Genomic DNA, 24,344 nt, shown 5'->3' with positions numbered 1-24,344 from the left:
CCACCCTGCTATTTTAACCAATTAAAAAAGTTATCGCGCCAAGTCTTAGTGTACTCAAAAGACTCTTTTACCAGAATAAGTATGACAGAAATATTGTCTTTTCCACCATTTTCATTCGCCAACTGCACTAGCGCTTGTGCGGCGACGTTGATATCTGGCATGAGCTTGTTAAGCGCAGATTCGATTACCTCATCATCAACTAAGTCGCTTAAGCCATCTGAACAAACTAAGTATATATCACCTACCTCAACATCATACTCGTTGAGCTCTAACTCAACTTCTGGGTCAACACCCAAAGCTCGTGTGACTAAGTTTTTATTGGCAGAATATTTTGCTTGTTCTGGCGTAATAAGGCCTGACTTAATCTGTTCTTGCAGTAATGAATGGTCTTCCGTTATTTGGCTTAATACTTGATTGCGCAGTCTATACATGCGCGAATCGCCAATATGCCCAACGAGTAATTTATTATTAGTAAAGACCCCTACAACAAGCGTGGTGCCCATACCGGCACACTGTGGCTGAGATTGAGAAACACTATAAATAACTTCGTTAGCACTTTTAACCGCATCAACAATCAACTGCGCTTCTGCTTGCTTACCTAATGCCGAATCAACTTTTCCTGGCTGCTGATTTGCCAAGCCTTCCATTAACTCGGCGGCAATACTGAGCACAGCCATCTCACTTGCCACTTCACCTGCTTTATAGCCACCCATCCCATCAGCAAGCACGACAAACCCCATCGTGTCATCACTAGCAATTGCATCTTCGTTATGGTCACGTAGCAAACCAACATCAGTTAAACGCACAATTTCTAGCACGCCACTTAAGTTCATATTAGCCGGCTAGCTCGATATTAGCATCGCGTAGAGTCGCGACATTCTGCGCTTTTTCACCAAGAGTATGCAGAAAGATTAACAACATGATGGAATCAGAAACTTTACTGACATAAGCATCTCTTTAATCATCAATTGCCATCACAGATTAGTGTGCGTCATTTAATAGCCTAAATGCTTTAATTTTGAGCGACTTTAATTCTTATTACTTAGAACTTCAGAAGCACGTACATCAGCAGCCAGCTTATCTAACACGCCGTTGATATATTTATGGCCATCAATCCCGCCATATATCTTAGCTAACTCAACGCCTTCATTAATCACGACTCGATATGGAATGCTCATATCGAACATCAATTCGCAACCAGAAATTTGTAAAATCGCATGCTCTATCGGGCTTAATTCACTGACTTGACGATCAATAAATGCAGCCATTTTTTCATCAAGTTCAGTTGCATGCTCTCCAACAGCTTCAAGCAATTGTTTGAAATAAGCTTCATCTGCCTTTGCATAATCTGGGTCTTCTGCCATATCACGATACACAGCAGTCATCTCGGACTGATTCAACATTCCGCGATAAACCGCTTTTAATACCAACTCGCGTGATTTTCTGCGATTTTGCCCAGACTTCTTTTTAGCTGATGGTTTTTTTGATACATTTTTTTGATCAACTTCTTTTTCTACGACTAGGCTGGTTAATGAAGCGTCATTCTCAGCCATCATAGCGATCTAACCAAATTAGCCATTTCAATGGCTACTTGTGCGGCTTCTGCGCCTTTTATATGCATACGCGCAATCGCTTGATCATCGTCTTCAGTAGTCAGCACTGCATTCGCAACTGGAACACCCGTATTAAACTGTACTTCTGAAATACCGCGTGCAGACTCGTTTGAAACCACTTCAAAATGGTAAGTTTCACCGCGAATAATCGCGCCTAGCGCAATCAATGCATCGAACTTCTCGCTAATCGCCATGTGCTGCAAAACCAACGGTGTTTCTAATGCGCCTGGTACAGTTGCAATGGTAATGTCATCACTCGCAACGCCTAACTTCAGTAACTCTGCGGTACATGCACTAAGCAAACCATCGCCAATATCACTGTTAAATCTTGAAAGCACTACACCGATTTGCAGGCCTGATCCATCTAAGTTCTTTTCAATTTCTCTCACGTTTTATCCTTAAGCGCTACCGCACAATTCACAAAACTGTATTTTACCGCATATCACTGCTAATGATTTAGTAAAAATGCTGATGTAAGCGCTATACAACTGATTTAATGAAATAATCCCCAAGCCTTTTGTATGGTGCTCCAAATACCATAGCTAATCGGAATCAACACCAAAGCCCATGCAAGCACTACTAAAATTGGATGACTAGCCGATTGCGAGACACTATTCACGGCACCATTTGCATTTGTAGCTTCAGATTTTTCATGCGCTAGTTTTCTTACCGCTTCAAGCTCAGCGTCTGTCATATAGTATTTTTCATTGACTGGTTTGACTAGAAAATTCGCGATAAAACCCACTACAAGCAAACCAGCTAACACCAGAAAAATTGGCGCATACACTTGGTCAAATGGCACTTTGGCTTCTAAACGCGTGTCATGCATATAATTCACGACGACTGGCCCTAAAATACCTGCTGTAGACCATGCAGTAAGTAAACGCCCATGAATCGCACCAACAAACTGTGTACCGAACATATCCGCCAAATATGCGGGTATCGTAGCGAAGCCGCCGCCATACATGGAAGCGATCACACAAAATGCACCAACAAATAAGGCCAGTGATTTAAAACCCGCTACATAAGTCGCTGTGCAATACATCAATGTGCCCAACACAAAGAAAATATAGTAAGTGCGTTTACGACCCAGTTTATCTGATGAAGTCGCCCAAGCAAAACGGCCAAAAATATTAAACAATGAAATCAAGCCAACGAAACCCGCACCTACTGCCGCAGCAGCAGCCGTGAGCGCTTCATCTTTTTTAATATCAGCAAAGCCAATATCAGGCTGACCTATCAGCGCACCACCGAAGGTTTCTTGCAGCATAGGTGCAGCCGCGCCAATAATACCAATGCCAGCTGACACGTTCATACATAACACCAACCACAATAACCAAAACTGCGGCGTTTTATGAGCGTTTTTAAGATGTACATGCTTACTGGAAATCATCGCATTATTTTGCGCTGCTGGCGGCGTCCAATTGGCAGGTTTCCAGCCAGTTGGCGGCACGCGATAGCTTAGCGAACCCCATAACATGAATACAAAATAAATCGCAGCTAAGGCAACAAATGTTTGCCAAACACCAGGATTGGTTGGCGTTGCAAAGTGCCCCATCAGCTTAGTAGCAAGTGGTGAGCCTATCATTGCACCACCACCAAAGCCCATAATCGCCATACCAGTTGCCATACCTCGACGGTCAGGAAACCATTTAATCAAGGTAGACACTGGTGAAATATAACCTAAACCAAGACCTATACCGCCAATCACACCACTGCCCAGCCACATCAACCACAATTGATGCGCATAAACACCATACGCCGAAATAAGCAAACCGCCGCACCACAACACCATAGAAACCAAACCGGCTTTACGTGGTCCTTCACGCTCTAACCAGCCACCCCAAAGTGCTGCCGAGCAACCTAGCAACACAAAAAACAAAGTAAACATCCAACCCAAATCAAACTGGGTCCAATTACAATCTGTCGCAAATAAAGCCCTTGCCGTGCCTGATAGTTTTTCAGATAAGTTAGTCGCTCCAGCCGCACAAGCAGCTAAGGGCTTGCCATCCGCGCCCACAAGCGCATTGCCTAACGGCTTCCAAAACACACTGAAACCATACGCCATACCAATGGACAAATGCACCGCTAATGCTGCCGGCGGCACTAGCCAGCGATTAAAATTTGCATTTGCGGTAATATGTTCTTTAGATAAAAAATTCGCCATGCCACCCTCTTATATATAAGAATTATTATTGCGTAATTACGTTATGTTACATAGTGTAACAAATTAAAAAAAATGGCAATTTAAAAAGCGGTAATTTGATGGAAGCACGACAGAAGCATCGCAGAAGTATCACCGTGGAATTTTATATTTACTATTTGTCATGAATCTGTCACATTTAAATCATAAACTGGCAAAAATAAAGTAATAAAAAGTACATTCAAGAGGAAGCTATGCCGGCCAATATATTAGTTGTGGAAGATGAACCAGCGATTCAAGAACTACTGGCGCTAAACATCACCCAAGCAGGGCACAACGCCATGCGCGCATTAAGTGTAGAGATTGCACAAAACCTAATGCGCGAAACTATCCCTGATTTGATTTTACTGGATTGGATGCTACCAGGCATGAACGGCTTGGAATTTGCGCGCTTATTGAAGTCTGACAATCTGACCAAGACCATTCCTATTATCATGCTGACCGCACGTGGTGATGAATACGACAAAGTACGTGGTTTGGAAGTTGGCGCAGATGATTACGTCACCAAACCATTTAGCCCTCGCGAATTGAATGCACGCATCAAAGCCGTGTTACGTCGCCGTGCGCCGCAAATGACAGATGACCCAATTGAAATGGCTGGTTTACGCTTAGACCCAACCACTCACCGCGTTACTGGTAACAATAAAACAATAGATTTAGGCCCAACTGAATTCAGACTACTACACTTCTTTATGACGAATGCTGAACGAGTGCACACGCGCAGCCAGCTTTTAGATAAAGTTTGGGGCGATCGCGTTTTTGTTGAAGACCGCACAGTAGATGTACATATTCGCCGCTTGCGCAATGCACTTTCACTTTCTGGTCATGAAGATTTAATTCAAACCGTACGAGGCGCAGGCTATCGATTATCAGAAAAGAACGATTAAATACACGATTAAAATAAGCAATAAATATATACGTTATAGCTCATTATTCTGCTAAAAAGCTGGCTATAATTGTTGACGTCAATTTATTGAAAAAGTTAATCTGTGCTAGATATTCGTTGGAAAGCTGGTTTATTCGTTTGCGCGCTCAGCGTCATCAGTCTATTTTTCTGGCTAATCACTAGCGTCAATACAGCGCTTATCGTATTTGCCGCTGGCCTTTTGATATACCTCATTAGCCATGTTTATTGGCTACACGCACTGCAAAACTGGTTTAAAAATCCTGCTCTCAAAGAAATCCCCGAAGGCTCAGGCGTTTGGGAGGATATTTTCGTCGCACTGTTAAAGTATGAGCGTAATAATAACCAAAATCAAAATCAACTTAACTCTGCATTAGAGCGCTTTAATCTTGCCACTAGTGCCATGCCCGACGGCTTAGTGATACTGAGTGCCAGCAATGAAATTGAATGGTGCACGCCCAATGCGGAACACCAGCTGGGATTGAATTTAGATACAGATAGAAAGCTTCCTGTCGTTAATTTAATTCGCAATAGTCACTTTATCGCTTACTTGTATAACGAAAAATATGACGAGCCATTTAAGCTGAAGTCTTGGCGAAATTCTGAGGTCATCCTAGAAATCCAGCTGATACCATTCGCCAATAATCAAAAGTTATTAATTAGCCGTGACATGACGCAGTACGAAAAAGTAGACGTCATGCGTAGAGATTTTATTGCCAATGTTTCTCATGAGCTGCGCACGCCACTCACCGTGGTAGGTGGTTTTTTAGAAACGCTGACAGATATGGAAGGCGCAGTGCCAGATAATTTAAAAAATTATTTTGCAATGATGGAAGAACAAACCATACGCATGCGCCGCATTATTGAAGATTTACTCACGCTATCCTCCATAGAAAGCAACACCGAAGAGCCTGACGATAGTGAAATCGATATGTCTACTTTATTAAAGTCTGTACAAAATGACGGCATTGGGTTAAGTCAGGGCTTGAATAAAAATAAACACATTATTCATCTTGATGCTGACCCAGCACTCAATCTGAATGGCGCGGTGGATGAGCTACGTAGCGTATTTAGCAACTTAGTTAGTAATGCTATTCGCTACACACCCGCTGGTGATAAGAAATCCGGTAAAACTGGTGAAATCTTTATCCGTTGGGCATTAGTGAATGGCGAACCTGTTTTTTCTGTACGCGATACTGGAATTGGTATTGAGCAACAACATATTGACAGGCTAACTGAACGCTTTTACCGAGTAGACCGTAGCCGTAGCAGAGAAACAGGCGGCACCGGACTTGGATTATCAATCGTTAAACACATCCTAATTCGTCATCAAGCGAAACTGGAAATCTCCAGCGAATTAGGGGTAGGAAGCACTTTCAGCGCAGCATTCCCTAAAGCACGAATTGCACTAAAAAAATAAACCGTTAAAATGCGCTCAGTCATTATTACTCTGCTAATTGTGATGTTGCCAGCCTGTGCAACCATTTCAAACAATACAGCCACGCAATCCGCCAAGCCGATTCCTGAGCAAGATGACCGCAGTACGATTAACCAGCTCGGCAAGGGCGATTCCGATCGCATGGCCGATGTTGAAGTACGTGAAAATACCGAAAGCTTGCGCTTGCTTATGCTAAAACTGTATAAGCGCAACCCGCACGAATTACAAAAGAGCACACCTGATGTCGCAGAAAGAATGGTGGATTGGGTTTTTAATGGTGAAACACAGCATCATTACCAATTTGAATCTATTAACAATCAGCAAGGTACCGAAGCTATATTTTTAGCATTTAAACCAGATTTTACTGGTGACCGAGTATTGGCCTTTATCGTCGGGCTGCAAACTATGTTGCTTAAAGCACATGGTAATAAAACCGACTTTTACTTAAATGACAGCATAGACCCGCAACATATGTATAACGTGTCGAGAAACATTGAGATTGCGGCTTGGAAGCTCTCAAATGCTAGAGATGATACGGGCGCCTTGTATTTACTCAGCAATGAAATCAACGATAAAGATAAAAATTTATCATTCGAACGCGAGTTTGGAAAAATGATAGGTCGCACAGATTTATTTGCCATCACCTTAGCGGAAAAATCACAGCGGCTAATTTCACGGGTGGTGCAAAGCCTCGCAACTGCAGTATTTTTGCCTTTCTAGCAAGTTCAATGCAGACAATAAAAAAGGAGCCTAGGCTCCTTTTTTATTGAATATACCTAGAACAAACAGGTACGCGAAAAATTACTTAGCTGATGAGTCTTTTGCAGCTGCATCTTTGGCGGCTTGCACAGCATCTACTGCAGCATCTTTGGCTTCACCAGCAGCGGCTTGAGTTGCAGCAGCCGCTTCTTTAGCAGCATCCTCAGTTTTAGCTGCTGCATCTTTTGCGGCATCAACGGTCGTTGCTTTCATTTCCGTGACAGCCTCTTTCGCTTTTTCAGCAGATTCTGCTGCAGCATCTTCTGCTTTTTTGCTACATGCGGCAAAACCTACAGTAACAACCAAACTTAATAACAACACTTTTAGCAGTTTATTCATCTTTAAATCCTTTACAAATTATTAAGTCTACGAGTAAAAATTCTATTACTTATTACTTGCAGGCGCAACTGCTGGCGCAGGTTCTGCTACAAAAATCTCTACACGACGATTTTTGGCTTTATTTGCTGCAGTATCATTTGCCACCAATGGCTCACGTGAACCGCGACCATCAATCGTAATACGGTTGCTAGCAACCCGTTTGCTCGTTAGATAGTCCCTTACACTTGCAGCACGGTTCAATGACAATGGGTTATTCACTGCATCGCTACCTGTACTGTCAGTGTGACCAATAATAGTCACGTTACTATTTGGATTAGTCACTAGACCATTTGCAAAAGTATCTAATATCGCTCTGAAGTTAGGTTGTACATCTGCACGACCCACGGCAAACGAAATGTCACTTGGAATATCTAACTTCAAGCGATTATCAGCAGTCTGCGTAACTGCAACGCCTGTACCAGCTGTAGCCTCTTCCATTTGTCTCTTTTGCTCTTCTTGACGCTTAGTCCAAACGTTACCAGCCACACCACCCGCAGCAGCACCAACCGCAGCACCAATCACAGCACCTCTTGTATTACCTGCGATTGCTCCGACTACAGCACCTACACCTGCACCGATGCCCGCGCCTTTAGCTGTGCCTTTTTGGGTTTCTGTCATGTTGGCACAACCGCCCAATGTAAACGCAACCAGAATAGAACTCACAATAATTTTATTACGCATATCAACTTCCTTTACTAATGAAACGACTATGGATTAACCAACAAATTAACTATTCATTCACGTAAATAAACCGTTTAAAAATGAAATAGAAACTCAAGAATAATTTTGATTATGAACTAGATAAAAAAATATTTATGTTGGCTAACGCACACAAGAGGATTAGTTTAACAACATTAATTCAGCAAAGATGTTAATTAAACGTAAAGAATCGTAATTAATTTACGGTGGTTTGAATACTTAAGGCAAGCAAAACCGAAAGCCTCTGGATTCTAGCTTTCGTCGGAATGACGGCTTAATTTGTGAGTTTAATTAGAAATTTTAATAGCTTATATTTGCTAGTATTAAAGTAATTATTAAGAAAAGCGCTAAGTTTGTTTTGAACTTGTAGTTTCTTTCTCTCAAACTTATCTACTTTTCCATTTTTAACAAACTCAATATACTGCCCATATAGCATTTGGGTCACTATAAGAGAATATGGTGCAAACTCACCAAAAATCTTTTCTCTGTAGAATTGTCGAATAAACTCATCGATATTATTTGAAGCCGTAGATACCCAATGTGTATTTTGGTCACCTTCTTTAAACCAAAATACATATTCATTTTTTCCAACAACTATGTGATATCGATTTAATGCTCGGACTTGCTCTGGCGCGTAAGAATCTTTTGAGTAGCATGCAGGCAAATCTCGCGTAGCAAAAACCTTTTGGGGTAAATGCAGTGAGTGATGAGCACCTCTAAATGCCAAGTTAAAACAACATAATCGAATCTTCTGAATCATGAATAGGTGCTATTTAATTGGTAGAACGTTAAATAACTACTTTGTTAAGTATTTGTCACACAACTACCAAAATCTAAGTGCTTGGCACTTGGATTTTGGTAATTTTCATTCATTATTCTCACATGAGTCCACGTGAAAAGACATTATCTACAATAACACCTTCTCAATCCCACCATTGTTGACCCGCGCCACATATTCCTGCATCCAGTTCTCACCAAGAATATGCTTCGCCATCTCAACTACAATGTAGTCTGCCTCAATACCAGTGTCTTCACCATAACGTGACAAACCTTGCAAACAGCTTGGGCATGAAGTCAGAATTTTCACTTTTTCTTCAGGATTTCCCACCGTTAAGCCCATTTTTTCCATACCTTTTGCTAGCTCTTCCTGCTTACGCATTTTTACCTGCGTAGCAATATCTGGGCGCGCGACAGCAAATGTACCGCTTTCACCACAGCAACGGTCATTCAGTTGAACGTCTGTTCCCATGAGCTTATTGGTCACTTCTAAAGGTTTATAAGTTTTCATCGGCGTGTGGCATGGGTCGTGATACATATACTTTGTACCAGTAATGCCTGCCAGCTTCATGTCTTTTTCCATCAGATACTCATGAATATCTAACAGTCTGCAACCTGGAAATATCTTCTCAAACTCGTATTTTTGCAGTTGATCCATACACGTACCGCAAGACACGATGACGGTTTTAATATCCAAGTAATTCAACGTATTGGCCACGCGGTGGAATAGCACGCGATTATCTGTAGTAATCTCCTGACCTTTATCGTGATTACCACTTGCCGTTTGCGGGTAGCCGCAACACAAGTAACCTGGTGGCAATACGGTAATTGCGCCTACTTCATACAACATCGCTTGCGTAGCCAAACCTACGTTTGAGAACAAACGCTCTGAGCCGCAACCAGGAAAGTAGAATACCGCATCTGAATCTTCAGTCACAATTTTAGGGTTGCGAATGACTGGAATCATGGTGTCATCTTCAATACCTAAAAGTGCACGCGATGTTTTGGTCGGCATTTTCTTAGGCATCGGTCGATTGATAAAATGAATTACCTGAGCTTTGATTTCCGGCTTACCGACAGTCGCCGGCGGTCTGATTTTATCTTTTAATAGATGAAATTTCTTCGCCAAACTGTGCGCGAAACTTTGCGCTTTATAGCCAATGGTGACCATAAAGGTGCGCATCAACTTAATCGTCGCAGGATCTTTGGCATTCAAGAATGCCATACCTAAAGCAGTGCCAGGATTGAATTGTTTTTTACCTTGCTCGCGCAGGAAGTTACGCATAGCGACTGAAACATCGCCAAAGTCAATATCCACTGGACACGGATTTAAGCACTTATGGCAAACCGTACAATGGTCTGCTACATCGTTAAACTCATCAAAGTGTTTCAGTGAAATACCGCGTCGCGTTTGCTCTTCATACAAGAACGCCTCAATCAATAAAGAGGTACCTAAAATCTTGTTACGCGGACTGTAAAGCAAATTAGCCCGCGGCACGTGCGTGGTACACACAGGCTTACATTTTCCGCAACGCAAACAGTCGCTAATTGAGTCCGCAATCTCGCCAATGGCTGATTGCTCCATAATGATAGACTCTTGCTCAAGCAAGCCAAAGCTAGGGGTATAGGCATTCTCAAGCCCTGAACCTGCCATGAGCTTGCCTTTGTTAAAGTGACCATTCGGATCCACTTTATTCTTGTATTTGGTAAAAGCTTCAATCGTTGAAGTTTCCAAAAACTCCATTTTAGTGATGCCTATACCATGCTCACCTGAAATCACGCCATCTAAGCCCTTAGCTAGTGCCATCACTCGCGCTACGGCTTCGTGCGCTGTTTTCATCATCTCATAGTCATCAGAATTCACTGGAATGTTGGTGTGAACATTTCCGTCACCCGCATGCATATGCAAGGCAATAAATACGCGGCCTTTAAGTACAGTTTTGTGAATGTCATCGCAGCGATTCAGTATTTTTTGATACTCACGACCTGCGAATATATCGGCCATTGGGCGCTTAAGTTCACGCTTCCATGAAATACGTAAATCGTAAGATTGCACAGCGCGGAACACATTTTCATACTGGTCGAGTGAATCGCCAAGCTGACCCAGCACATTCACTGGCTCATCCAACGTGTTCAAAATCATGCGCCATTTAGCACGTAAATCGCGTAGCAACTGTAAAGCAATCAATTGTTTTGATTGCACCATTTGCGCATCAGCGTTGCCATCTTCATCAGCTTGCAGAGGTAAATCACCTTGCATAAATGCTTCTAAAGCATCAAGCAATTGCAGTTTGTTTTTGATAGAAAGCTCAATATTAATGCGCTCGATACCATCTGAATAATCACCCAAACGCGGCAATGGAATCACCACGTCTTCGTTAATTTTGAAGGCATTGGTATGTTTAGCAATAGCGGCGGTACGCGCACGGTCAAGCCAGAATTTTTTACGTGCTTCAGCTGAAACTGCAATAAAACCCTCGCCATCACGTGCATTACACAAGCGAACGATGTGCGATGCCGCTTCACCTACTGCGTTTTCATCGTCAGAGGCAATATCAGCAATCAACACCATTTTGGGGCGTTGTTGACGCGCAGCTTTGGTCGCATAACCAACGGCTTTGATATAACGCTCATCCATGTGCTCTAGACCAGCCATCAACACTAGCGGATCTTTTCTTGCAGTCGCATCTAGATAATCTTTAATTTCAACAATGGCTGGTACGGCATGTGAAACATTACCAAAGAACTCAAGCGCAACAGTGCGAACATGCTTAGGCATGCGATGCAAAATAAACGTCGCAGAGGTAATTAAACCATCGCAACCCTCTTTTTGTATGCCTGGCAAACCACTCAAGAATTTATCAGTAACGTCTTTACCCAAACCAACTTTACGGAAGCTAGGCCCTGCAATTTCTAAAATCTCAGGTTCCGCCAGCAAGGTTTTCATGTCTTCTGCATAGCGACTCACTTTAAAGCGCGCGATTGCAATATCATGAATTTTGCCTAGATTATGGTCTAAGCGTTCCACCTCAAGCCATTCGGCATCAGGCGTCACCATGCGCCATGAGGCGAGGTTATCTAAAGCCGTACCCCAAAGCACCGCTTTTTTACCACCCGCGTTCATTGCAACGTTACCGCCAATGCAAGAGGCGTCAGCTGAAGTTGGGTCGCAGGCGAACTCTAAACCCGCATCAGTCGCTGCTTCCATCGCACGACGTGTCACCACACCTGCGCCGCATTCAATGGTCGCAACTTGTCTTGCTACACCAGGCAAGGTGCGCATTTGCACGCCAGTATGTTGGTCTAGCTTTTCCGTATTAATCACTGCAGACATAGGCGTCAGAGGAATCGCTCCGCCAGTGTAACCAGTACCACCGCCTCGAGGAATGACGGTAAGACCCAACTCAATACAAGCACGTACTAAATAGGCAATTTCTTTTTCTGTATCCGGATTAAGCACCACAAACGGGTACTCAACACGCCAGTCAGTAGCATCTGTGACGTGTGAAACTCGAGCTAAACCATCAAACTGAACATTATCTTTACGTGTGATTTTCGTAAATTTAGCTAAGGCTTTTTTACGCAAATCATAGGTTTGACGGAAGTCATCAGCAAATTTGTCTACCGCTTTTTTTGCAGCAGTCACCATTTTTTGCACTTTATCGCTAGCGGTGCTGCCAGTATTACGCTCATCAATTGCCGCTATGCGGTGATGCAATGCATCTATCAGTGCTTTACGGCGCTTAGGATTTTCTAACAAGTCATCCTGCAAATACGGGTTGCGAGTCACTACCCACAAATCACCCAACACTTCAAACAACATGCGCGCAGAGCGACCGGTTTTACGCTCACCTCGTAATTCGTTTAAAGTTTCCCATATACCCTCGCCCAAGAACCGAATGACGATTTCGCGGTCTGAAAATGAGGTGTAGTTGTAAGGGATTTCACGCAAGCGTGTAGCAGGCTGCGCTTCTGCATGATGAATATTGCTATGTAGAGGTGCGTTCATTGTTTTTTGATCAACGTCTTTTTTTAATAAGTGTCTAGATAAATAGCTTTGCTATTAAGATACGTGATTATAACATGTTGAATCACTGCAAATAAGCGCGACTGTTTTGTGGTTATTGAAGTTTTTTATGACCCATTTTAAATCATTAAGTTGCGCATCAACTTATAGCTTGCCGCCACTCTAAATAAGATAGACTATTTGCATGAATAATTTATTAAATAAATCACTATTTGCTGCCGTTATATTGGCATTGCTAGTGTCTTTGGCAATACTTATCCACAATAGAAACAATGCTCCAGACCTTACTTTTACCACTATTGAGGGTAAAAAAATCAGCATGGCGGACTTAAAAGGCAAAGTGGTTATAGTGAATTTCTGGGCAACAGATTGCCTAGCGTGCGTTACAGAAATGCCAGCATTAGTGAATACGTATCAGCAATACCAGAAAAAGGGCCTTGAAATCATTGCAGTTGCGATGCCTTACGACCCACCTGCACAAGTGTTAAATTATGTCACGCAGAAGAAACTACCATTCCCAGTCATGCATGACGGGCTTGCAGAAATAACACAAAAGTTTGGTAACGTTGATTTAACGCCAACAACCTTTATTTTTGATAAGCAAGGTAAGCAGTTACAACGTACAATTGGCGCATTAGATTTTGTTAAATTAAATCAGCTATTAAGTGTAGAGCTTACTGCAAAAAATTGATGATAATTAAAGGACTTTATTGATGTTATGGGTTAAGGCATTTCACATTATCTTTGTCACTAGCTGGTTTGCTGGGCTATTTTACTTGCCTAGGCTTTTAGTGAATCACGCCATGGTGACCGACGCCACAACATCTGAGCGACTCAAATTGATGGAGCGTAAATTGTATCGGTTCATGTTCCCACTCGCTGTGTTAGCTCTGGGCTTTGGTCTTTGGCTATGGCTGGGCTATGGCGTCACTGGCAAGTGGATGCACCCGAAATTAACACTGGTTGCCGTGCTGGTTGCTTACCACTTTTATTGCGGCAAATTAGTTAATGACTTTAAACATGATAGAAATACACGCAGCCATATCTGGTATCGCTGGTTTAATGAGCTTCCTGTCGTTGCGCTTACTATCATTGTCATACTAGTTGTTGTTAAACCGTTCTGACAATTTAACGGATCATTTAATTGATGGACATCTTCAACTCTCAGTGGCTGCTTAATATGCTGGCTAAATCCAGCAAAACGCCACAAGGTCGCGTACTCAGCCTGTTTGACATCTTAAATGACTGGCTAGCTGCGCCCGATACGCAGATGATCATCACACAAACATCATTGGCGAATAGCCAGCTAATTGAGTTTTTAACAACACAAGCTAAAAGCTTAGGCGCTTCTAACCCGTCAATTCTTGCTGAACACATCGCTTTAATTGCACGCAATGCAGCACAGCAAGAAATCAATCAGCCTGGTTGCGGTAGTTTAATGCATGCAAAAAAAGCAGCTAACGCACTGATTCTGGCACAAACTCAAAATGAGTGGGTTTGGTTAGAAAATCTACGCGACAAACTCTCGGCTTTTAAACCAACAATATCCAAACCAGCTGTTTATGGAGTAGCCGTAAGTTTATTTCTGATCGTTGGTATTGGCTCAATTTGGCTGCCTACACTATTACATGTGCAAGCTAAGCCCATAATCGCAAAGTCTTTTAACAATCAAACGACAAAAGTAAGCACTGCAATAAGCCCAGTCAATACCAGGTTAACTGCGCAAGAAGCGGCGGCGATGTATGCAAGATATGAGCAGATGCGTAATGGCACCTGCCAGTTTCCGGAAGCGATTCAGATTCCAGATAAAGATAAAGCGATATATTTAGAAAACGTGGTTGGTGGAAAAATACCAACCAACCTGAATGACTTGGCGATTGCCAATTCATATTTAGAAAAAGTGCGCTGCAATTTCACGCCTATGTTGATGGCAAACTCAAGATAGCTAAAGGGTTGTGTGGCAATGTTTTCACATTGCCACACCCATTTAAGCAACTACACTTTAAGCCGCTACTCTAAAATTTTCTTAAGGTTAGCTAAACCACCCTCGTAAACGCCACCAATAGCATCAGATGCTGCTTTTTCATCCGCAGGCGCTTTCGGCAAAAAGCTGCCTTCCCACACTACAACAGATTTATCTGCACCATTTGAATATACATGTAAGTTTGAAGCGTAGCTAGTCACAGGTAATACGCCATCCGTAATGATGTAGCTCATCGTTTTATTTTTTGCATTGTACGCAGTTAATGTTTCATTAATCTTGCCACCATCTTGCAATGTTAGCGTGCGTTTTGCACCTTTTTTACCTTCTGACCCAGCAACAATTTCCGTTTTTGCTACTGCTGGATGCCAAGCACCTAAATCGCCAAACTTAGAAATCTTTTCCCAAGCAGTGGCTGCAGGGACATTGATGTTGACCGATTTAATGACATAAAGTGATGCTGCTGACCCTGCGTTGGCATTTGCTGTAAAACCAATCGCTGCTAAAGATAGTGCTATAAGTAATTTACTCATTATAATTCTCCTAAAAAATATACAAATTGGTATATACATTTAACATCGCATTATTGCAGTAATATTTTTTACAATGTTCTTTTAAATCAACAATGAAAAACGATTAAACTGCAACCGTGAAAATAGTTTATCTTATATATACAGGTCTGTATATAGATTTTTTATTTATTTTGGTATAAAATTAAAATTCAAGTGTTAATTGGAGGCAATGCTATGTCTTCGCTAAAAAGTAAAATCTTAGTAGTGGCTACCGACCTCTTCCAAACGAGGGGTATAAACTCGACTGGCGTGGATACGATTGTTGCAGTCGCCGGTACAACTAAAATGACGCTTTATAAATATTTCACTAGCAAAGAGAATTTAATTCTTGAAGTGTTAGAAAAAGGTCATCAAGACTTTCAAAGCTGGTTGAGTGAAAAACTCAATTCAAACGCAAAAAAACCAAGCGAAAAACTACAAAAACTATTTGAGTTTATTGAAGAGTGGGTAACATCACCCAACTTTCGTGGCATGGGTTTCATTAAGGCTTCTGCTGAGTTTCCTAATGAAGAAAGCGCAGTACACCAGCTTTCTTCAGAGCAATCACGCCAGTTTAGGCAATACATCAGCAGCCTAGCAACTGAGGCTAACATCCAAGACGCAGATGGTTTAGCGCTACAGCTCTCACTCATATTTGAAGGTGCAGTGCAGGCTGAGCAAATGAAACGCGGCTCTGGCGCCATGAAATACGCGAAAAAAGCTTCAAAAATATTAATCGATAGCGCGCTCACTAATTAGTCTTAGCATTAATTTGGCTTGCCTGCGCAAGCCAATACCTTAGATAATAGGTGCTTTAATTTAATCTATTATTCTCATGAATACTCTTATTTGCGGTTCGCTTGCCTTCGACACCATCATGGTGTTTCAAGATCAATTCAAAAATCACATCCTGCCAGATAAAATTCATGCATTAAGTGTGGCATTTTATGTACCTGAAATGCGTCGCGAGTTTGGCGGCACCGCAGGCAACATTGCATACAATATGCAATTACTTGAAGGCAATCCGCTCATCATGGCAACCGTGGGTGAAGATTTCTCTACCTACACTCAATGGTTGGAACAAAATAAACTTAACACCACGCACGTTAAAACTATTCAAGGCAGCTTTACCGCGCAAGCCTTTATCACTACCGATACCGATGATAACCAGATCACTGCTTTTCATCCCGGCGCGATGGTTGAATCACACCAGAATAGCGTTTACGATGCTAAAGACGTCACATTGGCAGTAATTGCTCCTGATGGTCGCGGCGGTATGTTTCAGCATGCACGCGAGTGCTTTGAAGCTGGCATTCCATTTTTGTTTGATCCAGGCCAAGGCTTACCGATGTTTGATGGCAAAGAGCTTTTAGAGTTTATTGAAATGGCTGACTACTTAGCAGTAAACGACTATGAGTCACAAATCATTCAAGATAAAACTGGGCTTGATTTAGAACAATTAGCGCTTAAGGTAAAAGCCTTAATAGTGACACTCGGCGGAGCTGGTTCACAAATTTATGCAGATGGTCAACGTTTTGATATTCCATGCGTTAAGGCCATGAAGATTGTAGACCCCACGGGTTGTGGTGACGCTTATCGCGCAGGCTTGCTTTACGGCATTGCAAGAGGCTGGGATTGGCCGACCTGTGGCAGGCTAGCTTCTACTATGGGCGCGATTAAAATTGAAAGCCGTGGCGGACAAAACCATAAACCTACGCGTGCTGAAATTGAAGCGATTTACACACAAGCACTGGTGGATGAAACCGCGCTCACTGAAAATTTAGGCTAATAAACGCAACTATCGCTAACAACAAATAGTCTGAATTGATATATTAGTCATTGGCATCGACATTAAAGATATAGCACTAACAAAAATTAGTTAACAACATTTTAGGAGGCATCATATGAGAACAACAAGATTATTGGCCGTTGGTATATTGAGTGTATTTCTTGCCGCGTGCGCCAGCTCAAATTCTGGCAGCGTTTATAGCCGTGACGATGCACGTAAAGTGCAAACAGTGAGAACTGGCGTGGTGGAAAGTGTACGTTCAGTGAAACTAGAAGGTACTAAATCCCCTGTTGGCACAATCGCAGGCGGCGCAGTTGGCGGCATTGCTGGTAGCTCAATCGGAGGTGGTCGCGGTAGTGCTATCGCAGCTGTGATTGGCGCAGTAGCTGGCGGCCTGGCTGGCTCAGCGGTTGAAGAAGGCGTAACACGTAAAGATGCGTATGAAATCACCGTAAAACTTGATGGCGGCGCTTTAATCGCTATCGTGCAAGAAGCAGATGAAGAGTTTAAGGCTGGAGATAGAGTGCGTTTGGTTGAAAATGGCGGCACTTCACGTGTTTCACACTAGTTAGATTCCCACAAATGACATATCAAGAGATGCAATCCGTTTGCATCTCTTTTTTATACCCTAAACTTTAATCGTAAATCTCCACTGAGAATCAACCTGGGAAACAATCTGGAAATAGACTGTCAATAAAAAGTCATATTTCTGTCATCTATTTTTCACTTTTGTTCATTAAAGTCACCTTAAATTTAAGAGGAGACATCTAATGATAAATAAAGAGTTTTCAGTACTTGATATTACTCTCGGCAGCGCACTAGCACTCAATCAAAAACTTGCACATGTAGCAACTCACGATCAAAAGCGCCTTAGCATCAGCCTTGCACACAGTCAGCTAGAAATTGAAGAAGCGCAACGTTTACGTTACAAGGTGTTTGCTGAAGAAATGGGCGCCCAGCTTTTAGGCACTGGCGGACTTGATGTAGATGGTTTTGACCAGTATTGCGATCACTTAATCGTAAGGGATACTAGCACCAACCAAGTGATTGGTACCTATAGAATCTTAAGTCCATCGAAAGCTAATGAAGCAGGCGGCTATTACTCAGCTGCAGAGTTTGATTTAAGCAGACTATCGCACTTATTTGACCGTACAGTTGAAGTAGGACGTGCTTGCGTACACCAAAACTATCGCAGCGGTGGCACGATTACGATGCTCTGGGCTGGTCTTGCTAAATATATGCAAGTTCACAATTATGAATACATGATAGGTTGTGGCAGTGTGAGTATGGCTGATGGCGGTCACGCGGCAGCAAGCCTGTATCACAGGCTACAAGATGACTACCTATGTCCACTTGAATACCGCGTATTTCCTCGTAACCCACTGCTAAATGACTCTTTACGGACAGATATGCAAGTGGCCTGCCCTCCATTAATTAAAGGCTACCTACGTCTTGGTGCCTACATTTGCGGCGAACCTGCATGGGATCCTTATTTTAATACCGCAGATATGTTGGTCATGTTGCCGCTTAGCCGAATGAAGACTAAATACGCTGCACATTTTTTGAAATAAATCCTTTAGAGGACACATCTAGAATAAATGATTAGTTTTGCAAGTGCGTTCCGTATAAAATATGGCGTATTGAAATCGATTAAAAACAACGCCATTATCACACCCACTAGAACTAGCAGACTCACCCGCTACTTTAGGGTTAGCCGCATTTTTTTGCACACTTTGCTAGGAATTACATTAGCAGCATTGGTATTTCCGCTATCTAGCAAGTTGTTTAAATTAAGATTAATCAAGTGGTGGTGCAGGCATTTGTTAGCGGCTTTCAACATACGGCTTGTGAGTCATGGGCATTTACCGCCGCCATATCAAACTGCGGGTAACATCATGTTTGTTGCCAACCATATTTCCTGGATTGACATTCACGCACTCAATAGCATCATTCCAACAAGATTTATCGCAAAATCAGACATTCAAAGCTGGCCAGTATTTGGCTACTTAGCTAAAAAATCGAATGTGTTGTTTATTTCTAGAGAGAAGCGTCAAGATGCTGCACGCATCGTGCATGCGACCAACCGCAGCCTGTTAGATGGCGATACGCTTTGTTTGTTTCCAGAAGGTACCACAACAGATGGCACTGAAGTTAAGCCGTTTAAAAGCAGCATTATGCAAGGGGCAATTCATGCAAATGCTGTCATTTGGCCGATTGCATTCCGCTACCCTCGTCAAGACGGCAGCATAAATACTGAGATTGCATATGCTGGCGAAACAACCTTAATCGAATCTATACAACTAGTATTGCAGCAAAAAGAAGTTGTAGTAGAGCTACATTTTTTGAAGCCTATAGCCACTTCCGAATTATCTGAAATAGATAAAGATCGCCGAAAACTGACATTACATATTGAGCGTTCGATTAAAGATAAATTAAAGCTTTAGCTTAAGCTTGATTGGCTTATCGAGCGGGTGTGATTGCACTTGTGTAATTGCTTTGGTTTCTAGATTCATGGCAGTAAGCTGACCACCCCACAAACAGCCTGTGTCTAGCGCATATACATTCTGCCGTTGCTGCAAACCTAGGGCAGACCAATGTCCAAAAATCACATGTTTATCTCGGCTTGCGCGATTTTCCACATCAAACCAAGGCACAAATCCCACAGGAATATCTGTCAGTTCACCCTTAAAACTAAACTCCATTACGCCTTGCTCTGTGCATACTCTTAGCCGCGTCATGGCATTGGTAATCACCCTCAACCGGTCCAAACCCAGCAACTCATCACTCCAACTATCAGGCTGATTACCATACATATGTGCTAAGAAATCCAAGTAATCCTCACCGCGCAATACCGCCTCTACCTCTGTGGCGTATGCAGCGGACTGCTCACTTGTCCATTGTGGCAGCAAGCCAGCATGAACCATTAAATACGATTCATTTTGATAAACCAAATGCTGATGTCGCAACCAAGTTAACAAAACATCGCGATCATCCGCCTGCAGTATTGCATCTAAAGTATCACCCTTGTGCGCGTTAACAAACCCAGCTGCCACAACCAGCGCATGCAGATCATGATTACCCAACACCACTTTTAGGCTATCTTGATGCGCATAACACCAACGCAGCACTTCAAGCGAGCCACTGCCCCGATTGATTAAATCGCCAACCAGCCAGAGCTCATCGAGCTTTGGATTAAAATCAATACGAGCCAGCAATGCTTGAAAAGCATGGTAGCAACCTTGAATATCGCCTATTGCATATGTTGCCATTTATTAACCTTAATAAAAAAGCCACTTAACGATGTAAGTGGCTTCTTATTTTTTTACAATTGAACTAATTAAAACTGGACATCGGGAATCAGGTTAATTAGAACCCTGCGCCTGCTTCATTCGCCATGTATTTGACTGCGCCTGCAACTTCATCATCGCTCAAATCAGCATTACCACCTTTAGCTGGCATCATACGAATACCTTTAAGCGCATGAGTTACCAATGTGTCGTGGCCTTGTGCAATACGCGGCCCCCACTGATCTTTATCACCAAATTTAGGCGCACCCATCAAACCACCACCGTGACACATACTACAAACCGCTTTGTAGACTTCCTGACCGCTTTTACCTTTGCTTGCAGCAGGAGCTGCAGTTGCAACAACAGCTGGTGCTGCAGCTTTTTCTACAACGGCTACAGCTTCGGCTTTTTTCTCTGCAGCTTTTGTTGCAGGTGCCGCAACAGCCGCTACTGGAGCAGCTTCTGCGGTTTTCGCATCAGCAGGGGCAGCAGCTTTTGACGCTGGTGGCGTAAAGTTAGCGCCACCTTGATTAGCCATATACGCAACTGCATTTGCAATTTCACCATCTGTCAACGCAGCATTACCACCACGAGCAGGCATACTACGAATACCATTAATTGCATGGCTGATAAGCGTATCATAGCCTTGCGCAATACGAGGACCCCATTGACCTTTATCACCAATTTTAGGTGAGCCCATTAAGCCCGCTGTGTGGCAAGCACTACAGACGCCCTTAACAACTTCTTCACCACTTTTATCCACGTGAGGACCAGCATCCGCTGCCGCAACCTCAACACTCGCCACTGGCTTAATATTTTCGTCAACTTGAGCAACCACAGCTTGAGGCACTTCGGCTGCTGGTGTACCTACCACACTAGAGGTTTTTGCGATCAATGAAATCAATAAGGTAAATGCTAAAATAGCACCTGGAATTACCAAGATTAATTGCTTGATTGTGGAGCCTTTATATTCATTATCGTTATTGCTCATAACAGTACATTCCCTAGTTTAGTTAACAGATACATATTATTAACATTATACCCACACTTTAACTTATGGCAAAAGGTCATGCTCATTCAGGTAAAAACACATGTAATGCCATGGTTTGCTATAATGCGTGCATTATTTGCGCCCGTAGCTCAGCTGGATAGAGTGTTGGTTTCCGAAGCCAAAGGTCGTGGGTTCGACTCCCGCCGGGCGCACCAAAAAATTGAAGGCTGAATCTGTAATAGGTTTCAGCCTTTTTTATTTAAATGCCAAGGTAATGAATCTAGGTGTCTCTCTATAACTCAAAACCTGCTCTCGCCAACAGCAGCCCATCATTAAAGTTACATTGAGCCAACCACTTGTAGTGCTTGTGCAAGCTTCATTTGATTATCAAGTTCCGACAAATCTAGCTCTAAAAACGCTTCAATTCTTTTGCGTAATATCAAATAAGCCCTTTCAAAAGCCGCATCAATTTCAGCATCGGTACCAGTCGCTTTTGCTGGATCATCAACACCCCAATGCGCTCTGACGACTTTGCCTAAATAGGCTGGGCAAGTTTCACCGGCTGCATTGCCACACACGGTAATCACAATATCGGGGATCACCGGTAGGTTATCCCAAGATTTGCTGTGATAGCCTTCTGTAGATAGTCCTTCACGCTGCAACAAAGCGATAGAGCGTGGATGTACCTCACCTGTCGGTTTACTTCCGGCACTCATGGCTTTCATCCCATTTGGGGCTAAAGCGTTAAATGTAGCTTCCGCTAAGATTGAACGGCAAGAATTGCCAGTACATAAAAATAGAATGTTCATTTATAACTTTCGATGATTAATGAGCTTCGTACCATTCACGGCTACGATTGACGATAGAGACCACTGATAGCATGACAGGCACTTCTATTAACACGCCTACTACAGTTGCAAGTGCTGCACCTGAGTTAAATCCGAATAGTGCAATTGCAGTAGCCACAGCCAACTCAAAAAAGTTTGATGCCCCGATTAATGCAGATGGTCCAGCCACACAATGCGCGACTTTAAATTTCTTATTAAGCCAGTAAGCCAGCATTGAATTAAAGTACACCTGAATAGTGATTGGGATTGCTAACAAGCCAATGATGGTAGGCTGAGCAAGGATTTGCTGGCCCTGGAAAGCAAAGAGTAAAACGAGTGTAGTCAATAAGGCTGAAAGTGAAATGGGATGCAGTCGTTTAAGCGTGTTTTCTAAAGCATTGGTGGCTTTTGATAACAGCATTTTGCGTAAAATTTGACTAATGACTACAGGTACTACGATGAACAAAAGTACAGACAAGAATAGCGTAGCCCAAGGCACTGTGATACTGGAAAGCCCCAGTAGCAAAGCCACTAATGGTGCAAACGCAAATAACATGATGGCGTCGTTTATTGCCACCTGAGAAAGTGTAAATTTAGGCTCGCCTCCACACAGGTTACTCCATACGAACACCATTGCCGTGCATGGAGCAGCAGCCAATAGTATCAATCCGGCAATATAACTATCAATTTGATCAACTGGTAATAGGCCAGCAAATAGATGGCGTATGAATATCCATGCAAGTAGTGCCATGGAGAAAGGTTTGACCACCCAGTTTATAAATAGCGTAATGACAATTCCCTTGCTATGCGACAGCACTTCTTTCATCGCGCTAAAGTCAATTTTGAGTAACATGGGAATAATCATCAGCCAGATTAAGACCGCTACAGGCAAATTCACCTCTGCAATCTTGAGGCTTCCAATCGCTTGAAATAAATTAGGAAATACTTTACCTAGCGCTATACCTACTACAATGCAGCCAAGCACCCACCATGTGAGATTACGCTCAAAAGCGCCGATTGCTAGTTTAGTGTCTTGCAAGTCGTTTGATTTTTTCATTTCGCTCACGCTGACTATTTTCTAGAAATGAACTGCACTTTTTGTGTAGCAGGCACGCAACATGCAGCACTAGGTTCAGCGCTTTCTTGACCGCTAAATGTAGGCGCACTATCTAGCGTATGGTAGGTTTCCCAAGCAATACCTGATGGATCTTGTACCCAATGCTTATCTGATTTGGCATAGCAACAAGTACTGCCCTCTTCAGTCAGCAAACTAAGTTCAGCTTTTTCTAACCGATTTTTAATTTCCAAAAGCTCAGTATCGCTTTCCACTTGAATGCCGATATGGTCTAAGCCAGCTCTGGCGCCACGCTGACTGATAGCAAAGTTAACCGATGGGTCATCTAGCATCCATTTCGCATAGTCAGGTTTTGAAACAGTAGGTGTAGCACCAAATAAGCTATTGTAAAAACCAATACTTTTATTAATATCTTCAACAGAGATGTGTAAATGCATTCTTTTCATTTTGGAATTCCTTTACTTAGGATTACAAGTGGACGCAGGGCCGCAATCTTTTACGCCAGCGCAACAGTTTTCTGTGAGGTAGGCAAGCAAACCGTTCATAGCTTCATAGTTGGCTGAGTAGTATATGAATCGACTGACTTGGCGTGAGTTGATAAGCCCAGCATGGCTTAACTCTTTAAGATGAAATGACAGCGTACTTGCTGGGATTTGAAGCGATTCACCAATGCTGCCAGCAGATAGGCCGTCCGGGCCAGCCTGTACAAGTATCCTAAATATCTCTAAACGCGCCTCTTGAGCGATTGATGAAAGCTGTAATACTGCTAATTTAATATCCATAAATTCTATATTTCCATAATTATAGAATAGTTGTCAAGTTTTTTATTGGAATGCTAACTCAATGATTAGAGTCAATTACTGATGAATGGGAACTTTTGGTCTTGAGTTCAACTGGTTAATCTCAGCCGTTCAAGACAGGTGAGCAAGTTATGTCCATAGCCCAACCTTAACTCACGCAATTTTGACACTGTTAGGTTTTGATAGCTCACCTCATCGTCTACTCTGTGCCAAACCAACTCCGTGCAAAGCAGACCGACAATGTA

26 protein-coding genes and 1 tRNA gene are annotated in these 24,344 nt (G+C 42.7%); 12 read left to right on the top strand and 15 right to left on the bottom strand.

The features are described 5' to 3' along the window. Window positions 1-8: 8 nt before the first annotated feature. From M301_RS02630 to M301_RS02615, 4 genes are all read right to left on the bottom strand, one after another. Complete coding sequence (locus tag M301_RS02630) at window positions 9-833, bottom strand: Stp1/IreP family PP2C-type Ser/Thr phosphatase (RefSeq protein ID WP_013147209.1); 825 nt, start codon at window positions 831-833, stop codon at window positions 9-11. Window positions 834-1,028: 195 nt separating this feature from the next. Beyond that, a complete protein-coding gene (nusB, locus tag M301_RS02625) occupies window positions 1,029-1,556 on the bottom strand; it encodes a transcription antitermination factor NusB (RefSeq protein WP_013147208.1) in 528 nt (175 codons plus the stop codon). Further along, complete coding sequence (gene ribH, locus M301_RS02620; RefSeq protein ID WP_013147207.1) at window positions 1,553-2,002, bottom strand: 6,7-dimethyl-8-ribityllumazine synthase; 450 nt, start codon at window positions 2,000-2,002, stop codon at window positions 1,553-1,555. The genes nusB and ribH overlap by 4 nt, the downstream gene beginning before the upstream one ends. 104 nt (window positions 2,003-2,106) lie before the next feature. Then, complete coding sequence (locus tag M301_RS02615; RefSeq protein ID WP_013147206.1) at window positions 2,107-3,780, bottom strand: OFA family MFS transporter; 1,674 nt, start codon at window positions 3,778-3,780, stop codon at window positions 2,107-2,109. A gap of 230 nt (window positions 3,781-4,010) precedes the next feature. On the opposite strand from M301_RS02615, the gene phoB reads away from it, so the two are divergent. The 3 genes from phoB to M301_RS02600 all read left to right on the top strand — a co-directional run bounded on the left by phoB (window position 4,011) and on the right by M301_RS02600 (window position 6,878). After that, window positions 4,011-4,703, top strand: a complete 693-nt coding sequence (gene phoB, locus M301_RS02610; RefSeq protein ID WP_013147205.1) for a phosphate regulon transcriptional regulator PhoB — start codon at window positions 4,011-4,013, stop codon at window positions 4,701-4,703. Between the two features lie 102 nt (window positions 4,704-4,805). Beyond that, on the top strand, window positions 4,806-6,140 hold the full coding sequence (gene phoR, locus M301_RS02605; protein ID WP_013147204.1) for a phosphate regulon sensor histidine kinase PhoR: 1,335 nt from the start codon (window positions 4,806-4,808) through the stop codon (window positions 6,138-6,140). A 9-nt stretch (window positions 6,141-6,149) separates the two neighbouring features. Beyond that, the gene (locus M301_RS02600; protein ID WP_013147203.1) at window positions 6,150-6,878 is read left to right on the top strand and encodes a hypothetical protein; all 729 of its coding nucleotides are present in this window, start codon (window positions 6,150-6,152) and stop codon (window positions 6,876-6,878) included. An 81-nt stretch (window positions 6,879-6,959) separates the two neighbouring features. On the opposite strand, the gene M301_RS02595 is transcribed toward M301_RS02600, so the two are convergent. The 4 genes from M301_RS02595 to M301_RS02580 form a co-directional block, all read right to left on the bottom strand. Then, window positions 6,960-7,256: a hypothetical protein gene (locus M301_RS02595; RefSeq protein ID WP_013147202.1), complete on the bottom strand. Its 297-nt coding sequence runs from the start codon at window positions 7,254-7,256 to the stop codon at window positions 6,960-6,962. Between the two features lie 45 nt (window positions 7,257-7,301). Beyond that, window positions 7,302-7,976, bottom strand: a complete 675-nt coding sequence (locus M301_RS02590) for a YiaD family glycine zipper/OmpA-like lipoprotein (RefSeq protein WP_013147201.1) — start codon at window positions 7,974-7,976, stop codon at window positions 7,302-7,304. Between the two features lie 292 nt (window positions 7,977-8,268). After that, on the bottom strand, window positions 8,269-8,754 hold the full coding sequence (locus M301_RS02585; RefSeq protein WP_013147200.1) for a hypothetical protein: 486 nt from the start codon (window positions 8,752-8,754) through the stop codon (window positions 8,269-8,271). A 147-nt stretch (window positions 8,755-8,901) separates the two neighbouring features. Further along, entirely contained in the window at window positions 8,902-12,780 is a 3,879-nt protein-coding gene (locus M301_RS02580; protein WP_013147199.1) for a DUF3683 domain-containing protein, read from the bottom strand. 202 nt (window positions 12,781-12,982) lie between these two features. Between M301_RS02580 and M301_RS02575 the strand changes: the two genes are divergently transcribed. The 3 genes from M301_RS02575 to M301_RS02565 are packed head-to-tail and all read left to right on the top strand — an operon-like array spanning window position 12,983 to window position 14,743. Next, window positions 12,983-13,489, top strand: a complete 507-nt coding sequence (locus tag M301_RS02575) for a TlpA disulfide reductase family protein (RefSeq protein ID WP_013147198.1) — start codon at window positions 12,983-12,985, stop codon at window positions 13,487-13,489. 22 nt (window positions 13,490-13,511) lie between these two features. Then, complete coding sequence (locus M301_RS02570) at window positions 13,512-13,922, top strand: CopD family protein (RefSeq protein WP_013147197.1); 411 nt, start codon at window positions 13,512-13,514, stop codon at window positions 13,920-13,922. A 23-nt stretch (window positions 13,923-13,945) separates the two neighbouring features. Further along, window positions 13,946-14,743, top strand: coding sequence for a hypothetical protein (locus tag M301_RS02565; RefSeq protein WP_013147196.1), 798 nt, complete (start codon window positions 13,946-13,948; stop codon window positions 14,741-14,743). A gap of 65 nt (window positions 14,744-14,808) precedes the next feature. On the opposite strand, the gene M301_RS02560 is transcribed toward M301_RS02565, so the two are convergent. After that, a complete protein-coding gene (locus M301_RS02560) occupies window positions 14,809-15,312 on the bottom strand; it encodes an SRPBCC family protein (RefSeq protein WP_013147195.1) in 504 nt (167 codons plus the stop codon). Between the two features lie 213 nt (window positions 15,313-15,525). Here M301_RS02560 and M301_RS02555 point away from each other — a divergent pair, with 213 nt between their 5' ends. The 5 genes from M301_RS02555 to M301_RS02535 all read left to right on the top strand — a co-directional run bounded on the left by M301_RS02555 (window position 15,526) and on the right by M301_RS02535 (window position 19,563). Beyond that, window positions 15,526-16,089, top strand: a complete 564-nt coding sequence (locus tag M301_RS02555) for a TetR/AcrR family transcriptional regulator (RefSeq protein WP_013147194.1) — start codon at window positions 15,526-15,528, stop codon at window positions 16,087-16,089. Between the two features lie 76 nt (window positions 16,090-16,165). Beyond that, a complete protein-coding gene (locus tag M301_RS02550) occupies window positions 16,166-17,119 on the top strand; it encodes a carbohydrate kinase family protein (protein ID WP_013147193.1) in 954 nt (317 codons plus the stop codon). A 115-nt stretch (window positions 17,120-17,234) separates the two neighbouring features. Continuing rightward, window positions 17,235-17,687 (top strand): outer membrane lipoprotein, encoded by a 453-nt coding sequence (locus M301_RS02545; protein ID WP_013147192.1) that lies wholly within the window; start codon window positions 17,235-17,237, stop codon window positions 17,685-17,687. A 202-nt stretch (window positions 17,688-17,889) separates the two neighbouring features. Next, window positions 17,890-18,690, top strand: coding sequence for a GNAT family N-acetyltransferase (locus M301_RS02540; RefSeq protein WP_013147191.1), 801 nt, complete (start codon window positions 17,890-17,892; stop codon window positions 18,688-18,690). A 27-nt stretch (window positions 18,691-18,717) separates the two neighbouring features. After that, the gene (locus tag M301_RS02535; RefSeq protein ID WP_013147190.1) at window positions 18,718-19,563 is read left to right on the top strand and encodes a lysophospholipid acyltransferase family protein; all 846 of its coding nucleotides are present in this window, start codon (window positions 18,718-18,720) and stop codon (window positions 19,561-19,563) included. Here M301_RS02535 and M301_RS02530 read toward each other — a convergent pair. Then, window positions 19,552-20,388 (bottom strand): symmetrical bis(5'-nucleosyl)-tetraphosphatase, encoded by an 837-nt coding sequence (locus M301_RS02530; RefSeq protein WP_013147189.1) that lies wholly within the window; start codon window positions 20,386-20,388, stop codon window positions 19,552-19,554. The genes M301_RS02535 and M301_RS02530 overlap by 12 nt on opposite strands. A gap of 97 nt (window positions 20,389-20,485) precedes the next feature. Then, window positions 20,486-21,397, bottom strand: a complete 912-nt coding sequence (locus M301_RS02525; protein ID WP_013147188.1) for a c-type cytochrome — start codon at window positions 21,395-21,397, stop codon at window positions 20,486-20,488. 138 nt (window positions 21,398-21,535) lie between these two features. Between M301_RS02525 and M301_RS02520 the strand changes: the two genes are divergently transcribed. Beyond that, window positions 21,536-21,612, top strand: a tRNA-Arg gene (locus M301_RS02520). 123 nt (window positions 21,613-21,735) lie between these two features. Here M301_RS02520 and M301_RS02515 read toward each other — a convergent pair. Genes M301_RS02515 through M301_RS02500 form a run of 4 tightly spaced genes read right to left on the bottom strand, consistent with a single transcriptional unit; the run spans window position 21,736 to window position 24,081 of the window. Further along, entirely contained in the window at window positions 21,736-22,206 is a 471-nt protein-coding gene (locus tag M301_RS02515; RefSeq protein ID WP_013147187.1) for an arsenate reductase ArsC, read from the bottom strand. Between the two features lie 16 nt (window positions 22,207-22,222). Next, window positions 22,223-23,281, bottom strand: a complete 1,059-nt coding sequence (gene arsB, locus M301_RS02510) for an ACR3 family arsenite efflux transporter (RefSeq protein WP_013147186.1) — start codon at window positions 23,279-23,281, stop codon at window positions 22,223-22,225. A gap of 14 nt (window positions 23,282-23,295) precedes the next feature. Continuing rightward, entirely contained in the window at window positions 23,296-23,745 is a 450-nt protein-coding gene (locus M301_RS02505; protein ID WP_013147185.1) for an ArsI/CadI family heavy metal resistance metalloenzyme, read from the bottom strand. Between the two features lie 12 nt (window positions 23,746-23,757). Continuing rightward, on the bottom strand, window positions 23,758-24,081 hold the full coding sequence (locus tag M301_RS02500) for an ArsR/SmtB family transcription factor (RefSeq protein ID WP_013147184.1): 324 nt from the start codon (window positions 24,079-24,081) through the stop codon (window positions 23,758-23,760). Window positions 24,082-24,344 lie beyond the last annotated feature (263 nt).

Origin of the sequence: Methylotenera versatilis 301 (genome assembly GCF_000093025.1) — a bacterium.
Taxonomy (GTDB): Bacteria; Pseudomonadota; Gammaproteobacteria; order Burkholderiales; family Methylophilaceae; genus Methylotenera; species Methylotenera versatilis.
This window is presented reverse-complemented; position numbering and strand designations above follow the sequence as displayed.

What these genes read in the sequence shown, in the direction of transcription:
- M301_RS02630 (WP_013147209.1), bottom strand. Translation starts at nt 833, where the DNA reads ATGAACTTAAGTGGCGTGCTAGAAATTGTGCGTTTAACTGATGTTGGT.
- nusB (WP_013147208.1), bottom strand. Translation starts at nt 1,556, where the DNA reads ATGATGGCTGAGAATGACGCTTCATTAACCAGCCTAGTCGTAGAAAAA.
- M301_RS02615 (WP_013147206.1), bottom strand. Translation starts at nt 3,780, where the DNA reads ATGGCGAATTTTTTATCTAAAGAACATATTACCGCAAATGCAAATTTT.
- phoB (WP_013147205.1), top strand. Translation starts at nt 4,011, where the DNA reads ATGCCGGCCAATATATTAGTTGTGGAAGATGAACCAGCGATTCAAGAA.
- M301_RS02600 (WP_013147203.1), top strand. Translation starts at nt 6,150, where the DNA reads ATGCGCTCAGTCATTATTACTCTGCTAATTGTGATGTTGCCAGCCTGT.
- M301_RS02595 (WP_013147202.1), bottom strand. Translation starts at nt 7,256, where the DNA reads ATGAATAAACTGCTAAAAGTGTTGTTATTAAGTTTGGTTGTTACTGTA.
- M301_RS02590 (WP_013147201.1), bottom strand. Translation starts at nt 7,976, where the DNA reads ATGCGTAATAAAATTATTGTGAGTTCTATTCTGGTTGCGTTTACATTG.
- M301_RS02585 (WP_013147200.1), bottom strand. Translation starts at nt 8,754, where the DNA reads ATGATTCAGAAGATTCGATTATGTTGTTTTAACTTGGCATTTAGAGGT.
- M301_RS02580 (WP_013147199.1), bottom strand. Translation starts at nt 12,780, where the DNA reads ATGAACGCACCTCTACATAGCAATATTCATCATGCAGAAGCGCAGCCT.
- M301_RS02575 (WP_013147198.1), top strand. Translation starts at nt 12,983, where the DNA reads ATGAATAATTTATTAAATAAATCACTATTTGCTGCCGTTATATTGGCA.
- M301_RS02570 (WP_013147197.1), top strand. Translation starts at nt 13,512, where the DNA reads ATGTTATGGGTTAAGGCATTTCACATTATCTTTGTCACTAGCTGGTTT.
- M301_RS02565 (WP_013147196.1), top strand. Translation starts at nt 13,946, where the DNA reads ATGGACATCTTCAACTCTCAGTGGCTGCTTAATATGCTGGCTAAATCC.
- M301_RS02560 (WP_013147195.1), bottom strand. Translation starts at nt 15,312, where the DNA reads ATGAGTAAATTACTTATAGCACTATCTTTAGCAGCGATTGGTTTTACA.
- M301_RS02555 (WP_013147194.1), top strand. Translation starts at nt 15,526, where the DNA reads ATGTCTTCGCTAAAAAGTAAAATCTTAGTAGTGGCTACCGACCTCTTC.
- M301_RS02550 (WP_013147193.1), top strand. Translation starts at nt 16,166, where the DNA reads ATGAATACTCTTATTTGCGGTTCGCTTGCCTTCGACACCATCATGGTG.
- M301_RS02545 (WP_013147192.1), top strand. Translation starts at nt 17,235, where the DNA reads ATGAGAACAACAAGATTATTGGCCGTTGGTATATTGAGTGTATTTCTT.
- M301_RS02540 (WP_013147191.1), top strand. Translation starts at nt 17,890, where the DNA reads ATGATAAATAAAGAGTTTTCAGTACTTGATATTACTCTCGGCAGCGCA.
- M301_RS02535 (WP_013147190.1), top strand. Translation starts at nt 18,718, where the DNA reads ATGATTAGTTTTGCAAGTGCGTTCCGTATAAAATATGGCGTATTGAAA.
- M301_RS02530 (WP_013147189.1), bottom strand. Translation starts at nt 20,388, where the DNA reads ATGGCAACATATGCAATAGGCGATATTCAAGGTTGCTACCATGCTTTT.
- M301_RS02525 (WP_013147188.1), bottom strand. Translation starts at nt 21,397, where the DNA reads ATGAGCAATAACGATAATGAATATAAAGGCTCCACAATCAAGCAATTA.
- M301_RS02515 (WP_013147187.1), bottom strand. Translation starts at nt 22,206, where the DNA reads ATGAACATTCTATTTTTATGTACTGGCAATTCTTGCCGTTCAATCTTA.
- arsB (WP_013147186.1), bottom strand. Translation starts at nt 23,281, where the DNA reads ATGAAAAAATCAAACGACTTGCAAGACACTAAACTAGCAATCGGCGCT.
- M301_RS02505 (WP_013147185.1), bottom strand. Translation starts at nt 23,745, where the DNA reads ATGAAAAGAATGCATTTACACATCTCTGTTGAAGATATTAATAAAAGT.
- M301_RS02500 (WP_013147184.1), bottom strand. Translation starts at nt 24,081, where the DNA reads ATGGATATTAAATTAGCAGTATTACAGCTTTCATCAATCGCTCAAGAG.